This window comes from Acinetobacter lactucae (genome assembly GCF_013344765.1).
Lineage (GTDB): Bacteria > Pseudomonadota > Gammaproteobacteria > Pseudomonadales > Moraxellaceae > Acinetobacter > Acinetobacter lactucae_A.
In genome coordinates this window covers 17361-33213 of record NZ_JABVBF010000005.1, presented here as the reverse complement: position 1 = coordinate 33213, position 15853 = coordinate 17361, and the positions used below count along the sequence as shown (strand labels likewise).

Genomic DNA, 15853 nt, shown 5'->3' with positions numbered 1-15853 from the left:
CAACATTATAGTGACTCAAACCGTAGGATAAAAATATATGGGTACACCGATTGTTATTGCTAAAAATATTAATGACACATCAAAAGAAATTGTTTTGCTTTCCCAGTTTGCTAACCGTCATGGACTTATTGCAGGCGCCACAGGTACAGGTAAAACAGTTACGTTAAAAGTTCTAGCAGAGAGTTTCTCTCGAATCGGTGTGCCGGTATTTCTTGCCGATGCTAAAGGCGATGTTTCGAGCCTCGCAAAAGCGGGAGAAGCTTCTGATAAATTTAATGAGCGACTAAAGCTTTTGCAAATTGATAGTGTTCCTTTCGCAGCCAATCCAGTTGTTTTTTGGGATTTATTTGGTCAGCAAGGTCATCCTATCCGAACCACTATTTCTGAAATTGGGCCAATTTTATTAGCACGCATACTAAACTTAAATGATACCCAAGAAGGTGTGCTCTCTGCTGTATTCCGTATTGCAGATGACCAAGGGTTACTTTTAGTCGACTTTAAAGATTTAAAAGCCATGATCACTTTTGTGAGTGAACATGCAGCCGAGTTTAAAGCAGAATATGGCAATTTATCCCCAGCAAGCCTAGGTGCTATTCAACGCAATTTACTAGCCCTTGCCGACCAAGGTGGAGAGCAATTTTTTGGTGAACCTGCTTTAAATATTTTAGATTTTATTCAAACCGATGCAAACGGACATGGCTATATCAATATTCTTGCTGCCGACAAGCTGATGAATACACCAAAGCTATATGCCACTTTCCTTTTATGGATGCTTTCAGAGCTATTTGAACAGCTACCAGAAGTCGGTGATATGGATAAGCCTAAACTCGTGTTTTTCTTTGATGAAGCTCACTTGTTATTTGATAATGCCAGTCAAGCACTCCAAGATAAGATTGAGCAAGTTGTACGTTTAATCCGCTCTAAAGGAGTAGGTATCTACTTTATTACTCAAAACCCACTCGATTTACCTGAAAGTGTTCTGGGGCAACTTGGTAATCGCGTTCAACATGCATTACGTGCATTCACCCCTAAAGATCAAAAAGCGGTAAAAACTGCAGCAGATACTTTCCGGGCCAATCCAAACTTTAAAGTTGATGAAGCGATTACCGAACTTGGTGTTGGTGAGGCACTCATTAGCTGCTTAGATGAGCAAGGTACGCCACAGATTGTAGAACGTGGCTGGGTTATGCCTCCCTACTCTTCATTTACACCTATCACTACAGAAGAGCGTCAGACTCTAATCTCGCAAAGTATTATTGCTGGAGTTTATGAACAAGCTGTAGATCGTGATAGTGCCTATGAAATGCTACAAAATAAAGTTGCTGAACGTGAACAGCAGCAACAAAATGCTGAACTTGCTAAACAACAAGCAAAAGAACAAGAAACTTTAGCAAAACAGCAAGCTAAAGAGCAGGAACGTTTGGCACGTGAACAACTTAAAGAGGAAGAACGAGCAGCCCGTGAAAGAGCCAAGCTCACCCAAGACATTGTCGGAACTTTTGCAAAAAGTGCTGCACGAAGCTTAGGAGGAAGTACGGGACAAAAACTCGTAAGAGGCTTGCTCGGCTCTTTATTCGGTAAATAAAAATATTAAAAAAAATTGCTTTAATTTTAGGGGGATTTTATATCCCCTATTTTTTTTATGGTTTTTATGAAAAAGTTATTGCCATTAATTTTTTAAAGATGTATTTTAAATACATTTAATATAGCCAGATAAATAAGGTCTAGCCATGACTCCACAACAAATTGAACTTGTTAAATCTACTGTCCCAGTTTTACGTGAACACGGTGTTACGCTGACTACATACTTTTATAAGCGCATGCTTAATAACAATCCCGAATTAAAAAATGTTTTTAATTTAGATGACCAAACCAGCTTACGTCAGCCGCGCGCACTTGCAGCTGCTGTACTTGCTTATGCAGAAAATATTGAAAACCCCACTGTTCTAGCTAAAGCTGTTGAACGCATCACTACTAAACACGTGAGCTTAGATATTCAACCTGACCAATATGCAATTGTTGGTGACAACCTACTTCATTCAATTAGTGAAGTACTCAATGTGCCATTTGAATCAGAACTTATCGAGGCGTGGAAGCAAGCATACTTACAGTTGGCAGATATCTTGATTGGTGTTGAAAAACAAAAATATGAACAACTTAAGAGCTTAAAAGGTGGATGGGCTGGCTGGCGTTCATTTGAAATTACTCAAATTGATCCTTTGGAATCTGGCAAACGCTTCACTTTAAAAGCAACCGACCATGAGGACATACTGACTAGCCCAGCAAATGCCTTTATTTCAGTTAAAGTACAAGTTCCCGAGCAACAGCTTGAACAACCGAAAGCTTTTAAATTTACAGAAGCTCAAGAAAATAATTCGTATCACTTTGAAGTGCAGTCTGAAGAAAATCATACTGAGTTTTCGGTTGCTAATATTTTACTTGAACATTACAGAGTGGGTGATCAAGTGCAGGTTTCAGCTCCTTTAACGCTGTAATGTAAAAACCTCTAGCCTGAAAGTTTTCTTATTTAAACTTTCAGGCTAAGATGATCATCCTTTTTATTCTCTTCCATTTTTGGTGATCATGCAGCTTAATAAATTTACCGATTATGCATTACGAATATTAATGTATGTTGCACGCCCCAGTGATGCACCCTACACGATTGCAGAAATCGCGAAAGATTTGCATGTTTCACAAAACCATTTAGTTAAAGTTGTTCATTTCATGGGCAAGCAGGAATGGATTATTACCATTCGTGGAAAAGGTGGAGGAATTCGCTTAAATCCAGATGCACTTAACTCAAATTTAGGCTCAATTGTTCGAATATTACAGGGCGACAATCAAATCGTTGAATGCAATACACCACCTTGCGTATTACGCAGTCACTGTGGTTTAAAAGGTATTTTAGATCAGGCTTTAGAGAGCTTTTATCAAAGCCTAGACCAATACACACTCGGAGAAGTTTTGCAGCAATCAAAATCTGCTCCTGCCAACTCCCCTATTGCATTTTTACAAATCTGACCTCTACTGATTTTGATAAGTTGATTTATTGAAAATTAGCAAGAATACCCAAGCTCCTTTATACTAGGCGCGAGCCCTCTCATTTAAAAAGTTATTTTTTATGCGTCGTAGTGAAAAATCGAAAGACACCAAAGCCAGACTCGCACCCAAGCAAAAGATCAGCTATGAAAAAGCCCCAGATCCGGCGATCACAGCCTACGCTGTGCAATCACTAAACTGGTTACGCCAAGCTGAGTTTCTAATGAGTGCACCTAAATTGGCACTTTGTGTTGAAGATAGTGGCTACGAGATTGCTTTTGCAGGACGCTCAAATGCTGGTAAGTCCAGTGCCATTAATGCCTTGACCAATAAAAAACAGCTCGCACGTGCCTCTAAAAAACCTGGCCGTACTCAGATGATTAACTTCTTCAGCCTAGGTAATCCTGATCAGCGTTTAGTCGACCTTCCCGGCTATGGCTATGCAGCTGTACCTGAAGACATGAAACGAGTATGGCAAAAAGAGCTAGAGAACTATTTAATCCATCGTAAAAGCTTACAAGGCTTAGTATTACTTATGGATATTCGCCATCCTCTACAGCACTTCGATATGATGATGCTAGAGTGGGCTTATTCACGTCATCTTTTTGTTCATATCCTTCTAACAAAAGCGGACAAACTTAATCGTGGTCCAGCAAACAAAGTACTCTTAGAAGTTAAGCAACAGCTGAAAAAAATGAAGCTTGATTTCTCGATTCAACTTTTCTCATCACTTAATAAATTAGGTTTAGAAGAACTAGCCAGTGTTATGGCTGGACGACTACATTTTACGCTTGATCAAGAGCCGGAATTTGATGTCGATGCGATTCCTGAAGCCACAGATGAGGATGCAGAAAGCTAAATTGTCATAGCAGATACAATTTCTTCATTAAATTTATACTCAATTGTCCCCTATTGCTAAACACAAACGTAGGGGCTTTTTTTATACTCGTTATAACTTCATCGAGTTAAAAATCAGGACTAAATGATGAAATTGTTATCTTTTTTGAAGAACAAGGCTTTAGGTTCTTCTATTGACTATAAAATTCTTCCACGTAAAGTAAAATTTGACTGGAAAGATACCCCTGTTGACTGGATTCCAAATCAGCCTTTCGCAAGTTATTTTATTAATGAAATTAATAACATTTTACCTGCCGGAGAATTCTGGTTTTGCCGTTTGTACAATAAAGTTTTACCGCAAATTAAAGACGAAAAACTTAAACAGGATGTACAAGCATTTATCCGCCAAGAAGCTATGCATGCCAATGCCCACAGCTCTGCAAACAAAGAATATTTAAGCGCACGTAATATTGATATCCAGAGAAATCTGGACATTATGAATTATCTATTTACCACCGCCTTAGCAGATAAACCTTTTGATAAAGAAGTCCCTCAATTTCTACAAGAGCAATGGGATCTTTTCCGTTTAGGCGTTATTGCAACTGTTGAGCATATGACCTGTGTGTTAGGGAAATATGCACTCTACAACAAACGTTGGGAAGAATTAGGTGCTGACCCTGAAATGGTCGATTTAGTTAAATGGCATGGTTCAGAAGAAATTGAACACCGTACCGTAGCTTTTGATTTATACCGCCATTTGGGTGGTGGATATATTCCACGCTACTATTTAAGCCTTGTAGTGATTGTACTGGTGCTTGGATTATGGGTAGATGGCGCTGCGCATATTATGAAACAAGATCCACGTTTTGCTGATGCTGCTAAATCCAGATTTTTCCCAGTATGGGTTGCTGTAGAGTGGTATAAAATTAGCCGAAAAGACAATCAGGTTTTACCAAATCCATTTTGGCTGATTGCCCAACAAATTGATTACCTCATGCCTTGGTATGATCCAGTTAAAGAAGGCAGCACTGAAGATGCGGTAAGTTATTTATCCCAATCTCCAGCAGCAAAAAGAGCAGAGCTTCAAGCCGCTTAAAATAAAAAAGCAGGATTTAAAATCCTGCTTTTTTTAATCTATAGATAGTTAGACACTGATATCTTTATCTTTCGTATAACGGTCTACAACCACACTAATCATCATATCGCCCTGCACATTTACCACTGTTCTGACTGTATCTAACAAACGGTCAATCGGAAGTAAAATTGCAATTGCCTCAGCTGGCAAACCCACAGATTGTAAAACCATAATCATAGTGACCATGCCCGCGCTAGGTATTCCTGGCGCACCGAGTGATGCAATCATTGCTGTTAAGCACACGATAATTTGTTGTGTCAGGTTTAAATCTAGCCCCACCAAATTTGCCACAAACAATGCAGCTGCCGCTTCATATAGTGCCGTACCATCCATATTAAGCTGCGTGCCTAAAGGAATTACGAACCCCGCTGTTTGAGGACGAACGCCTAAGTTTTCCTGTGCGCATTTCATACTAAGTGGCATCGTGGCAGAGCTAGAACTGGTTGCAAATGCAGTAATTAGCGCTGTACGTGTTCCTTTGAAAAAAGTCCAAGGACTCATACGGCCAAAAATCCAAAGTAATAGCGGCAAAACAACAGCACCATGAAAAATGGTAGTCCCCGTCACTACAACAGCAAACTCAGCCAAACGGCTTAGTACTGAAATATCTTCCGTTGCCATTAACTTTGCTAATAACGCAAAAATACCCAAAGGTGCTAGCTTCATTACCCAGCCGACTAGCATCATCATTATTTCAAAAAACTGATGACTTAATAAGCGAACACTTTTGAAACGCTCACCGCCATGGACTAAAGCCACACCAACAAATAGGGCAAATACCACAACAGCTAAAACGTTACCGTCGCTAAAGGCTTTAAATGGGTTGATTAATGTATTTTGAATAAAATTAGTGAAAAAACTTGCAGGGTTTAAACTATCAGGTGCCTGATAATTTTGCATAGATGTTTGGAAAATAGAGATATCTATACCGCGCCCTACTTCAAATAGATGAGCACAACTTATACCCAAAATTAAAGCCAATGTTGTTGTGGTCAAACAACATAAAAAGGTAATTTTCCAGACTGGACCTAACTGCCCTCCCGCCTGCAAATTCGACACCCCCACAACAATCGAACTAAAAATTAAGGGCACCAACAACATTTTAAGCAGCCCAATAAAGACACTACTTAATATGCCCAACCCATATAAACTATGTTTTACAAACGCAGTATCGGGATATAGCGTTAATATAAAACCAAAGGCTAGGCCCAAAATGGCAGCAATAAGAATTTGTGTGTTTAAGTTCATATCAGCATTATTTTTTTCAGTTAGCAGTCCTTTTGCAAATATGACATGAGCTCGCTTTTCATACGAGCAATTTTTTGTCACATCGCTTCAATTAAAAATAAAAAAGCCATCTGATGAGATGGCTTTATAAATAAATTTATTGTGTTTCAATTTCCCGCAAACGAATTAAACCCTCTTGTACGGTACTACATACCAGCTGACCATTTTGCCACATACGGCCAAAGTTTAAGCCACGAGAAGCTGCGCTGACTGTTGCTTCCATATCATAAAGCATCCATTCATCAGCACGCAGCGGGCGGTGAAAATAGATGGCATGATCAATACTTGCACACTGTAAACTTGGAGAAATATAGCTGAGCCCATGTGGTCTTAACGCTGTTGTCATTAAGGTAAAGTCTGAATAAAACGCAACAATCGCTTGATGCAAGGCAATATCATCTAATTGTTTTGGAATACGGTCATGGGTCCGAATATAGTGAGCATTATAAGGAGCTTCAGGTTGCGGCTGAAACGGGTTTACCGGATCAATTGGGCGGATTTCCACATGACGCTCACGCATAAAGCTAGCACGAACATTTTCAGGTACGAAGTTTAGAATACCTTCTTTGAGTTCACTTTCAGATTTAAGGGCTTCTGGTGCAGGGTATTCTGGTTCTTGATGTTGATAATTCAAGCCTTCTTCGGGGTTAGCAAAAGAAACCATCGCCGAAAATATAACTCGTCCGTGTTGAATGGCACGAACCTGACGGCTTACGAAACTCTTCCCATCCCTTAAACGGTCGACTTCATAGATAATTGGGGCATTAATATCACCACCATATAAAAAATATGCATGTAAAGAATGCGCTGGACGATCGGTTGTATAAGATGCCGCACGTAAAGCCTGACCCAAAACCTGTCCACCAAAGACACGTTTACCGACAAGATTACGGCTTATGCCACGGTAAATATTTTCTTCTAGCTTTTCTAAAGTGAGAAGATCGACAAGTTCTTGGGTTAACGCATTCATGAGAGATACCTTCATATTTCAGGTAAAAAATCGTATTAAAGTACAGATGTGTAGAATCTATTGTGCCATAAAAAACTATTTGAACATGGAACAATCAGTCAACTTATAGCGAACATTGCTGATATAACAGCTAAAAATACGATTTTTAACGATAAAATATGCCAAAAGCATTATAATTTATAAGCTATTAGCATATTGTTTTTTTCAATAAATGCCTCAAAATAATTACCCTCCGCATTTGGTGCTGGGATTTGTCTTTAAGAAGTAGGAGTTCTTATGTCCAAGAGTGGGTTTGGTCAAATGTATCGTCGGCTTTCGAGTAAACTACTTGACCTCGTGGTAACACCACATGTTCTTGGGGAAGTTCCTACTGAACCAGTATCAGAAACAACAGAAACAGAAGCAAAGACTGATCGCCAAAAAGTGGTGTGCTATGTCTTACAAAACCATTCTCGAAGCAATGCTTTAGTGGTTGATGGAGAAACGCGCCGTTTAAATTTAAAACCTGCGTTAGACCCATTAGTTGTTGGCACTCATCAGGAAAAAGCATCAGTTTTATTTTTACAGCACAATGATGAAAATAATTTACTGAATCCCCCTCCTCATGCTTTTCCACCACGTTTATTAAAACTTATTGAAGTTTTACAAGAAAATCCTGAACTTGATATAGAGCTTGTTCCGGTTACCGTTTTATGGGGCCGTTCGCCAGATAAAGAAGATTCTTGGTTTAAGTTATTATTTTCAGACACGTGGGCAACACCTAGCACAGTAAAACAACTGGTTAATATTGGTTTGCATGGCCGTCAGTCTTATTTAGAATTTCATGAGCCGCAATCGCTTCGTGAATTGGTTGAATATGCACAGCAGCATTATCCGAACCTTTCACCAGCAACCTATATTGTAAGTACGTTAAATGATTATTTAGACCGTCAGCGTGAAGTGGTGTTAGGCCCCGATTTGTCGGATCGCCGTAATGTCATGCAGTCAGTCGTAAAATCTCGTGATGTACAAGAAGCAATCCGCCGTGAAAGTATTCGCGGAAAAGTGAGCATGCTTGAAGCTGAACGCCGTGCGATTGGTTATGTGAATGAAATCGTATCGGATTATTCACACTCAGCAGTACGCTTTGCCGACCTTGCCTTAACACGCTTATGGACCCAGCTTTATGACGGCGTAGAAGTACATAACTTTAGTACCGTTCGTGAACTAGCGAAAGATTATGAAGTTGTCTATACACCGTGCCATCGCAGTCACATTGACTATTTATTATTGTCTTATGTCATCTATAAGCGTGGCTTGATGGTTCCGTATATTGCTGCGGGTGACAACTTAAACTTACCATTTGTTGGGCAGCTTTTACGTGGAGGCGGTGCATTCTTTATTCGCCGCTCTTTCCGTGGAAATGGTCTATATACCACTGTATTTAAAGAATACTTATATAGCATCTTGTCACGTAACACACCACTTGAATACTTTATTGAAGGTGGACGCTCACGTACAGGACGTCTATTACCGCCTAAAACCGGTATGCTTGCCATGACGGTTCACAGCCATTTACGTGGCCGTGCTAAACCGATCGTTTTCTTACCAACTTATATTGGTTATGAACGACTCATGGAAGGCTCAACTTACGTAGGCGAAATGCAAGGTAAGCCAAAAGAGGCCGAATCTATTTTTGGTATTGTGAAAACCTTACGGAAAATTGAACGCATTTTTGGTAAAGTCCACGTAAACTTTGGTGAACCCGTTTTCCTTGATGATCTGCTTAAGCAACATAATGCAGAAAATGTCTATATCGAGAAAAATGACGATCCAATTCCTCAAGCTGTTTCAGATGCAGTAAATAGCTCTGCACATGCAATTTTAGAAAATATTAACCGAGCTGTGGTGATTAACCCTGTCTCTTTACTTTCTATTATTTTGCTTGCAACACCAAAGCATACGCTTGATGAAGAAATTTGTATTAAGCAGCTTGAAGCTTACCGCAACTTGGCATCAAACTTCCCATATGATCAACGTATGGAAGTAACGCCTCTTTCTGGTAAAGAAATTATTGCGTATGGTTTAAAACTTAAACTCATTAAACGCGTTCAGCATGCACTGGGCGATATTATTGCGATTGAAGATAATCAAGCTGTTCTTCTGACTTACTTCCGTAATAACATCTTGCACGCCTTTGTTTTACCTTCACTAGTGGCATCACTTGTTGAACATAATGGTAAAATCAGTCGTTCAGATTTAGCTAATGTCATCTATACACTCTACCCATTCTTGAAAGCTGAGTTATTCCTAAAATGGAAGAGTAGCGAACTTAAAGCACAAGTTGAACAATATGCAAATGCACTTGTTCAATCAAACCTTATTCAACAAGATGATGAAGGTAATTTGATTAGCTCAGCACCAAATACTGAGGAGCATAATCAGCTTGTTGTTTTAGCTACGCCAGTTAAGCAGAGTCTTGAGCGTTACTACATGACACTTGCGCTCATCACTCAACGTGGTTCGGGTAATATTTCTGCTAAACAAGTTGAAGAATTAAGTCATTTATTAGGACAACGTTTGTCAGTTCTCTATGAATTTAATTCACCAGAGTTCTTCGACAAAGCTTTATTCCAAAGCTTCTTAAAAGTACTTACACAGCAAAATTACATTCGTACTAACGATCAAGGCCAAATTGAGTTTGATGATAATTTCCGTCAAATGGCTGCTGGCGCACAGTTGGTACTGGATGAAGTAACCTTACAAATGTTGCAGCACATCACAACCTTTACCGACGAAGAATTAAAAGATGCTCTTGAAGCAATGGCATCTCAACAAGCTAAACGCCGTTTAAAACGTAAAAAAGCTTAAACTCTTCAGTCAAAATAAAAGGCAACTTCGGTTGCCTTTTATTTTATTAGCGAATTGGGCATTCAAAATAACGTGGATCATCCATACACCGCAGACGCTTCATAAGCTGAACAAAATAAGCATCATAATAGCCTGAAAGAACATACTGATTACGAATTTTAGCAACCATTACGTCATAACTTTGCTTCTCATAAAAAGAGACATCCACCCAATAATAAGCAGGTAAATGATTTTCCCATTGTGTCGCACGGTTAGCCAGCAATTGGCTATTTTGAACAAACCATCCTCGAATTTTTCGGCCAAAATTAGCAGGATAAGCTTGTGGTTTAATAATTAAATTGACCCCGAAATATGCCAAAGGAAAATTGATGACTTGAGTATCTGGTCCAAATTCTTTTTGTAGGTTATATGGCAACAATCCATACACTGGTACAGGAATAATATCGATTTTATTTTGCTTAAATTGCACAATCGCGTTAGATAAATCCACATAAACTGGCTGAGCGCCCACACTTCGTACCAACGCTTGTTGTGGTGGATTGTTAGGTAGCACCCCAATACGTTGATTTCTTAGTTGAGCAACTCTAGATATTTTCTTGTCTTTTAGAACCATGTAAGCCGTTCCAATGGGAATCATCCCTACAGCTTCATAATTCTTAGAAACTAACCTTTTTTCAATTGTGGGATGATTTAAAAGCTGCAAGAAGCTCTTGGCCGTACGATTATTAGGAATAAGCCCTATACCCGCTGTACTTCCCATAAACTGGTTATAACGATAAGTGTTAAAATTGGATGCAGCTAGACCTGAACATTTACCATCATCAAAAGCTTGTATGGCCTGTTGTTCTTTTTGGTAGGTAACTACTTTAAATTTGACTTGATATTGCTGGGCATATAGCCGAATGTCATTTAAACGACGAGTAATATCCCCTTGGGACCCAATAGGATCATAGGCACACCACACCTGATCCTCGGCCCAACTCGCAACAGCTGTTACGCTCAAAATAAGAGCTAAACAAATTTTTTTCACTTTCAACCTTTTTATCTTTATCGGCAATTTGACTGCCTCATCAGGTATTTCTATTCTTATTTAAAGTTTAATCAAAATTTTATTTAGTGCTATGAACATTTAAACATAATAAATAGTCATTAAAGCAAATTGGGTGCTCTAATTGAAAATCCATTTCAGACAGATGTTTCGCATAAATTCTTTTACCTGAAATTTGGTTTGATTCTAACGTTAACTCTGGTAATCCCAATTGTTTTTGAAACCACACTATAACTTCATGTAAAGGTAATGGTCGATTATTAGTCACAATATAGCTCGCTTGATGATTTTCATAGTCAGCGATAAAAGCCAAAAATCTTGCTAAATCATCAATATGTATTCGATTGCTATAATGTATATTTGGATAGCTTCGATTATTTTCAGCCATTTTCTTTAAACGGGCAATGGAAGTTCCATAAATCCCAGTTGGGCGCACAATTACAGACTGAGTTGGATAATGTTTTTGCCAGAGTAGCTCCATATTACGCAAGATATGGCCTTGTTCATCACTTGGATGAATTTCACTAAAATCATCAATGATCTCCCCTGCATTTTCACCATATACTCGCGTAGACGAGACAATAATTATTTTTTTCATTGGATGTATTTTTAATGCTTCTCGAATCGGTTCAATACTATCAACATAAGTATGTTGGTAGCCCTCAACCGTACTTTCGTTTGGAGAAAGTAGAATATATACAACATCTACAGGTTCAATATTACTTAAATCGAGCGAAAAAATATCTTGAACAAGATGTGTTGCGTAACTATCCGTTTTTACACTACGGCTGATTGTGGTAATTTGATGTTCTTTCTCAAATAGTTGTTTAGCAACACGCTGAGATGTTTTACCATAACCGATAAATAATATATGCATAGAAAACTCGTTGAGGGGACATGACTTCAGTCCATCAGTTACAAGGCGTTGGATCGGCTTCAGCAGCCCTGCTCGAAAAACTAAATATTTTTACCACAGATGATTTACTGTTTCATCTGCCACGTGATTATGAAGACCGAAGTACGATTATTCCAATGAATCAACTTGTGGTTGGGCGGAGCTACTTACTCGAAGGTGAGGTCAAATCGATTGATTTCCCTCCGGGAAAAAGAAAATCTATGGCAGCCTTGGTTCAAGATGAATTCGGTAAAGTCACCTTACGCTTTTATCATATTTATAAAAACCTGACTGATAAAATAAAACCCGGTCATCGCTTACGCATTTTTGGTGAAGTTCGTGTAGGTGCTCGCGGCCTTGAGATGTATCATCCTGAAATTCAGCTCATTCATGAACATACACCTCTACCAAAAACTCAGCTTACAGCAATTTATCCAAGTACGGATGGGCTCACTCAACCTAAACTGCGCGAATACGTTAAACAAGCTTTAAAGCATCATAGTGATGCTTTACCAGAGCTGCTCCCAAAGCAATATACCAATGGCTACGCGCTTAAAGAGGCTTTGTATTACATTCATGAACCTCCTGTGGATGCCAATATGCTCCAATTGGCTCAAGGTTCGCACCCTGCACAGCAACGGCTTATTTTTGAAGAACTGGTTGCACATCAAATTAGTTTACTTAATCGCCGTGCTTATATTCGCCAAATTGCATCACCTGCATTTTCAAGCAGTAAAGTATTAGCTAAAAAGTTATTGGAAGCTTTACCTTTTCAAATGACCAATGCACAAAAACGTGTATCTAAAGAAATTTTAAATGACTTAAAACAACACCAACCTATGCTACGCCTAGTACAAGGTGACGTTGGTGCTGGAAAAACTTTAGTTGCTGCTGTGGCCGCTTGCCATGCTTTAGAAGCAGATTGGCAAGTTGCATTAATGGCCCCGACTGAGATTCTTGCAGAACAACACTATTTAAATTTCAAACGTTGGTTTGAACCTTTAGGCATTACCGTAGCATGGTTATCTGGAAAACAAAAAGGGAAAGCTCGCGCCCAAGCAGAACAACAAATTAAAGAAGGTCATGCAGAACTTATTGTGGGGACTCATGCCTTATTTCAAGACAATGTTGGTTTCGCTAAATTAGGACTCGTGATTATTGATGAACAACATCGCTTTGGTGTAGATCAACGTTTAGCTTTACGCAATAAGGGTGCTGAGCAGTTCACCCCACATCAACTCGTGATGACAGCCACACCTATTCCAAGAACTCTAGCCATGAGTGCATATGGCGATTTGGACACATCAATAATTGATGAGTTACCTCCGGGCCGCACTCCCATTCAAACGGTTACAATACCGCTTGATCGTAGAGAGGAAGTACTCCAACGTATTGCTTCAAATTGCAGAGATGGGAAACAGGCGTATTGGGTATGTACATTAGTTGAGCAGTCTGAGACTTTAGATGCTCAAGCAGCAGAAGCCACCTATCAGGAAATGAAAGAACGCTTCCCTGAGCTCAATATTGGCTTGGTGCATGGCAAAATGAAAGCTGACGAAAAGCAAGCCGTCATGCAAGCATTTAAAAATAATGAATTACAGCTTCTTATCGCAACGACAGTGATTGAAGTTGGAGTCGATGTTCCCAACTCCTCCATTATGGTGATTGAAAATGCTGAACGCTTAGGCCTATCTCAGCTACACCAATTACGTGGTCGTGTAGGTCGAGGGGCTCAAGCCAGCTTTTGCGTACTTTTATACAAAACACCTCTTTCACAAAATGGGCAAGAGAGACTTTCTATTTTAAGAGAAAGTAATGATGGCTTTGTGATTGCAGAAAAAGATCTTGAGTTACGCGGACCGGGTGAATTACTAGGGACTAAACAAACTGGGGATATGGGATTTAGAGTTGCTCGGTTAGAGCGAGATGATCATTTACTGAGTCAAGCTCACTATGTAGCCCAGCAAGTATTAAAAGATTATCCAGAACAGGCAGATGCTCTATTAAAGCGCTGGCTTCCTGAGGCACCTCGCTACGCCTATGTTTAGTTTTTTAAACTTCCAACATCTTATTCAGTTATTTTCACCTTGCTCATTGTGCGAGTTAGGCATGCGAGAAAAATACTCGCTCTGTAAAGACTGTTGGGAACAGCTACCTTGGCTTAAACAAACGATTCAACGTAATAATCAATCTGTTCTTGTGGCCTGTGACTATGCTTATCCAGTTAACCGGATTATTCAGCAGTTTAAATATGAACAAAAATTACATTATCAAATCTTATTAGGGGAAATTTTAAAACAATTAAAATTTCCTAAAGTACAGGCTATTGTACCCATGCCTATTTCCAATCAACGTTTAATTGAACGTGGTTTCAATCAGTCATTATTACTTGCTAATATTTTAAGCAAACACTTAAAAATACCTGTTTGGCAACCAATTCAACGTTTAAACGAACATTCTCAAAAAGGTCTTTCTCGACTAGAACGTTTTGAAAATATAGAACAACAATTTGTACCTCATCATAAAGAGAAACGACGTTATCGCCGTGTTCTCATTATTGATGACGTGATAACTACGGGAAGCTCTGTTCATGCGCTCAGTCAAGCCCTTAAAGAATTAGGCTGTACATCCATTCATACGGCGTGCCTAGCAGCAACGCCGAAGAGTTAAACTATTGCACTGTAGATAAATACTCTTCACACCAAGGAATGACGATTTCTCGGGTCAATGGGGCAAGTTGAGTTTCTGAATCATTTAAATCTATCCACTTCATTTCTGCAATTTCGGCCGCAATTTTAGGAGCCTGATCAAGCTGAACTAGATATAAATGACTCACCAAAATATGATCTGGTTCATTGGCAGCTGCTGTTTCAAAATGACCAATGAATTGCTCAATCACACAAGAGCTACCCACTTCTTCTAAAATTTCTCTTTGCATGGTGATCTCTGGCGCCTCATTAGGTTCCAGCTTGCCACCCACTTGCATAAAAGCTTGTGTATTACGCTTTCGTACTAGCAATAACTGATTTTGCTCATTTAAGATCACTGCGGCAGCGACCGTAATTGTTTTCACCTATTTAACCTCGTTTATGGTTGAACATCTGCATTTGTCCATTTTGGAGCAGGAGCCTGATATTGCTCAAATTGTTGAAGAATATCTTCAATGTTGTCTGAGGCGATCAATTTATCAACGAACCGTGCTTGGCTGAATCCATTATCCACCGTCCCTTGAATCATTTTAAGTAAATCTTCATAAAAGCCCGCTACATTTAAGAAAGCACATGGCTTTTGATGAATCCCTAATTGCGCCCACGTCCATTGTTCAAAGATTTCTTCCAAAGTACCTGCACCGCCCGGCAAAGCAATAAAGCCATCTGAAAGATCCGCCATCTTGGTTTTGCGCTCATGCATATTTTCGACCACATATAATCTGGTTAGGCCCGGATGAGCTAACTCACGATCAACTAAAGCACGAGGGATCACGCCCATGACTTGTCCACCCGCTTGTAAGGCGCTATCAGCAACCACACCCATTAGGCCTGAACGACCACCACCATAAACCAAGGTTTTCCCTTGTTTTGCAATCGCCTCGCCTGTAGCTTGGGCAATTTTTTGGAAAATTGGGTTTGAACCAAGAGATGAACCACAGAAAATACAAATTGATTTCATAGTGTAAAAAACCGTTTTATTGAACTGTCATGCTGACAAACTAAACTATCGATAGAGTTTTTTTTTGCAAAATAGCGTATTGGCAAGTGTTTTTCGGCAAATCCTTGTCTAAAATACACCCAT

The 15853-nt window shown here is 39.4% G+C and carries 14 protein-coding genes and 1 pseudogene; 9 read left to right on the top strand and 6 right to left on the bottom strand.

Annotated features, from left to right (window positions below):
• The first annotated feature begins 37 nt into the window (after positions 1 to 37).
• The 6 genes and pseudogenes from HUN22_RS01400 (at position 38) to HUN22_RS01375 (ending at position 4972) form a co-directional block, all read left to right on the top strand.
• Positions 38 to 1585, top strand: coding sequence for a helicase HerA-like domain-containing protein (locus tag HUN22_RS01400; protein ID WP_174726238.1), 1548 nt, complete (start codon positions 38 to 40; stop codon positions 1583 to 1585).
• A 4-nt stretch (positions 1586 to 1589) separates the two neighbouring features.
• Positions 1590 to 1704, top strand: a pseudogene (locus HUN22_RS01395) (hypothetical protein).
• A gap of 26 nt (positions 1705 to 1730) precedes the next feature.
• Positions 1731 to 2495 (top strand): globin domain-containing protein, encoded by a 765-nt coding sequence (locus tag HUN22_RS01390; protein WP_174726237.1) that lies wholly within the window; start codon positions 1731 to 1733, stop codon positions 2493 to 2495.
• An 88-nt stretch (positions 2496 to 2583) separates the two neighbouring features.
• Positions 2584 to 3021, top strand: coding sequence for an RrF2 family transcriptional regulator (locus HUN22_RS01385; protein WP_057105663.1), 438 nt, complete (start codon positions 2584 to 2586; stop codon positions 3019 to 3021).
• Between the two features lie 100 nt (positions 3022 to 3121).
• A complete protein-coding gene (yihA, locus tag HUN22_RS01380; RefSeq protein WP_031949428.1) occupies positions 3122 to 3898 on the top strand; it encodes a ribosome biogenesis GTP-binding protein YihA/YsxC in 777 nt (258 codons plus the stop codon).
• Positions 3899 to 4021: 123 nt separating this feature from the next.
• Positions 4022 to 4972 carry a metal-dependent hydrolase gene (locus tag HUN22_RS01375; protein ID WP_174726236.1) on the top strand — a complete coding sequence of 317 codons (951 nt, stop codon included), beginning with the start codon at positions 4022 to 4024 and terminating at the stop codon, positions 4970 to 4972.
• Between the two features lie 48 nt (positions 4973 to 5020).
• On the opposite strand, the gene HUN22_RS01370 is transcribed toward HUN22_RS01375, so the two are convergent.
• Together HUN22_RS01370 and HUN22_RS01365 are read right to left on the bottom strand one after the other, a co-directional pair.
• On the bottom strand, positions 5021 to 6286 hold the full coding sequence (locus HUN22_RS01370; protein ID WP_174726243.1) for a dicarboxylate/amino acid:cation symporter: 1266 nt from the start codon (positions 6284 to 6286) through the stop codon (positions 5021 to 5023).
• A gap of 109 nt (positions 6287 to 6395) precedes the next feature.
• Positions 6396 to 7268, bottom strand: a complete 873-nt coding sequence (locus HUN22_RS01365; protein WP_057105665.1) for an acyl-CoA thioesterase — start codon at positions 7266 to 7268, stop codon at positions 6396 to 6398.
• A 276-nt stretch (positions 7269 to 7544) separates the two neighbouring features.
• On the opposite strand from HUN22_RS01365, the gene plsB reads away from it, so the two are divergent.
• The gene (gene plsB / locus HUN22_RS01360) at positions 7545 to 10118 is read left to right on the top strand and encodes a glycerol-3-phosphate 1-O-acyltransferase PlsB (protein WP_174726235.1); all 2574 of its coding nucleotides are present in this window, start codon (positions 7545 to 7547) and stop codon (positions 10116 to 10118) included.
• A gap of 46 nt (positions 10119 to 10164) precedes the next feature.
• Here the strand turns inward: plsB and HUN22_RS01355 are convergent, their stop codons facing one another.
• Positions 10165 to 11148: a putative solute-binding protein gene (locus HUN22_RS01355; RefSeq protein WP_174726234.1), complete on the bottom strand. Its 984-nt coding sequence runs from the start codon at positions 11146 to 11148 to the stop codon at positions 10165 to 10167.
• Positions 11149 to 11227: 79 nt separating this feature from the next.
• On the bottom strand, positions 11228 to 12043 hold the full coding sequence (locus tag HUN22_RS01350) for an SDR family NAD(P)-dependent oxidoreductase (RefSeq protein WP_174726233.1): 816 nt from the start codon (positions 12041 to 12043) through the stop codon (positions 11228 to 11230).
• Between the two features lie 20 nt (positions 12044 to 12063).
• On the opposite strand from HUN22_RS01350, the gene recG reads away from it, so the two are divergent.
• Both recG and HUN22_RS01340 read left to right on the top strand, forming a co-directional pair.
• Entirely contained in the window at positions 12064 to 14109 is a 2046-nt protein-coding gene (gene recG, locus HUN22_RS01345; protein WP_005078352.1) for an ATP-dependent DNA helicase RecG, read from the top strand.
• Positions 14102 to 14731: a ComF family protein gene (locus HUN22_RS01340; protein ID WP_174726232.1), complete on the top strand. Its 630-nt coding sequence runs from the start codon at positions 14102 to 14104 to the stop codon at positions 14729 to 14731. Before recG ends, HUN22_RS01340 begins: the two co-directional genes overlap by 8 nt.
• Before the next feature lies 1 nt (position 14732).
• Here the strand turns inward: HUN22_RS01340 and HUN22_RS01335 are convergent, their stop codons facing one another.
• Both HUN22_RS01335 and HUN22_RS01330 read right to left on the bottom strand, forming a co-directional pair.
• On the bottom strand, positions 14733 to 15134 hold the full coding sequence (locus HUN22_RS01335) for an NUDIX hydrolase (protein ID WP_057105669.1): 402 nt from the start codon (positions 15132 to 15134) through the stop codon (positions 14733 to 14735).
• A gap of 14 nt (positions 15135 to 15148) precedes the next feature.
• Positions 15149 to 15730: a TIGR00730 family Rossman fold protein gene (locus tag HUN22_RS01330; RefSeq protein ID WP_174726231.1), complete on the bottom strand. Its 582-nt coding sequence runs from the start codon at positions 15728 to 15730 to the stop codon at positions 15149 to 15151.
• Between the last annotated feature and the right edge of the window lie 123 nt (positions 15731 to 15853).

Coding starts and splice junctions, on each gene's coding strand:
- HUN22_RS01400 (WP_174726238.1), top strand. CDS start 38: ATGGGTACACCGATTGTTATTGCTAAAAATATTAATGACACATCAAAA.
- HUN22_RS01390 (WP_174726237.1), top strand. CDS start 1,731: ATGACTCCACAACAAATTGAACTTGTTAAATCTACTGTCCCAGTTTTA.
- HUN22_RS01385 (WP_057105663.1), top strand. CDS start 2,584: ATGCAGCTTAATAAATTTACCGATTATGCATTACGAATATTAATGTAT.
- yihA (WP_031949428.1), top strand. CDS start 3,122: ATGCGTCGTAGTGAAAAATCGAAAGACACCAAAGCCAGACTCGCACCC.
- HUN22_RS01375 (WP_174726236.1), top strand. CDS start 4,022: ATGATGAAATTGTTATCTTTTTTGAAGAACAAGGCTTTAGGTTCTTCT.
- HUN22_RS01365 (WP_057105665.1), bottom strand. CDS start 7,268: ATGAATGCGTTAACCCAAGAACTTGTCGATCTTCTCACTTTAGAAAAG.
- plsB (WP_174726235.1), top strand. CDS start 7,545: ATGTCCAAGAGTGGGTTTGGTCAAATGTATCGTCGGCTTTCGAGTAAA.
- HUN22_RS01350 (WP_174726233.1), bottom strand. CDS start 12,043: ATGCATATATTATTTATCGGTTATGGTAAAACATCTCAGCGTGTTGCT.
- recG (WP_005078352.1), top strand. CDS start 12,064: ATGACTTCAGTCCATCAGTTACAAGGCGTTGGATCGGCTTCAGCAGCC.
- HUN22_RS01340 (WP_174726232.1), top strand. CDS start 14,102: ATGTTTAGTTTTTTAAACTTCCAACATCTTATTCAGTTATTTTCACCT.
- HUN22_RS01330 (WP_174726231.1), bottom strand. CDS start 15,730: ATGAAATCAATTTGTATTTTCTGTGGTTCATCTCTTGGTTCAAACCCA.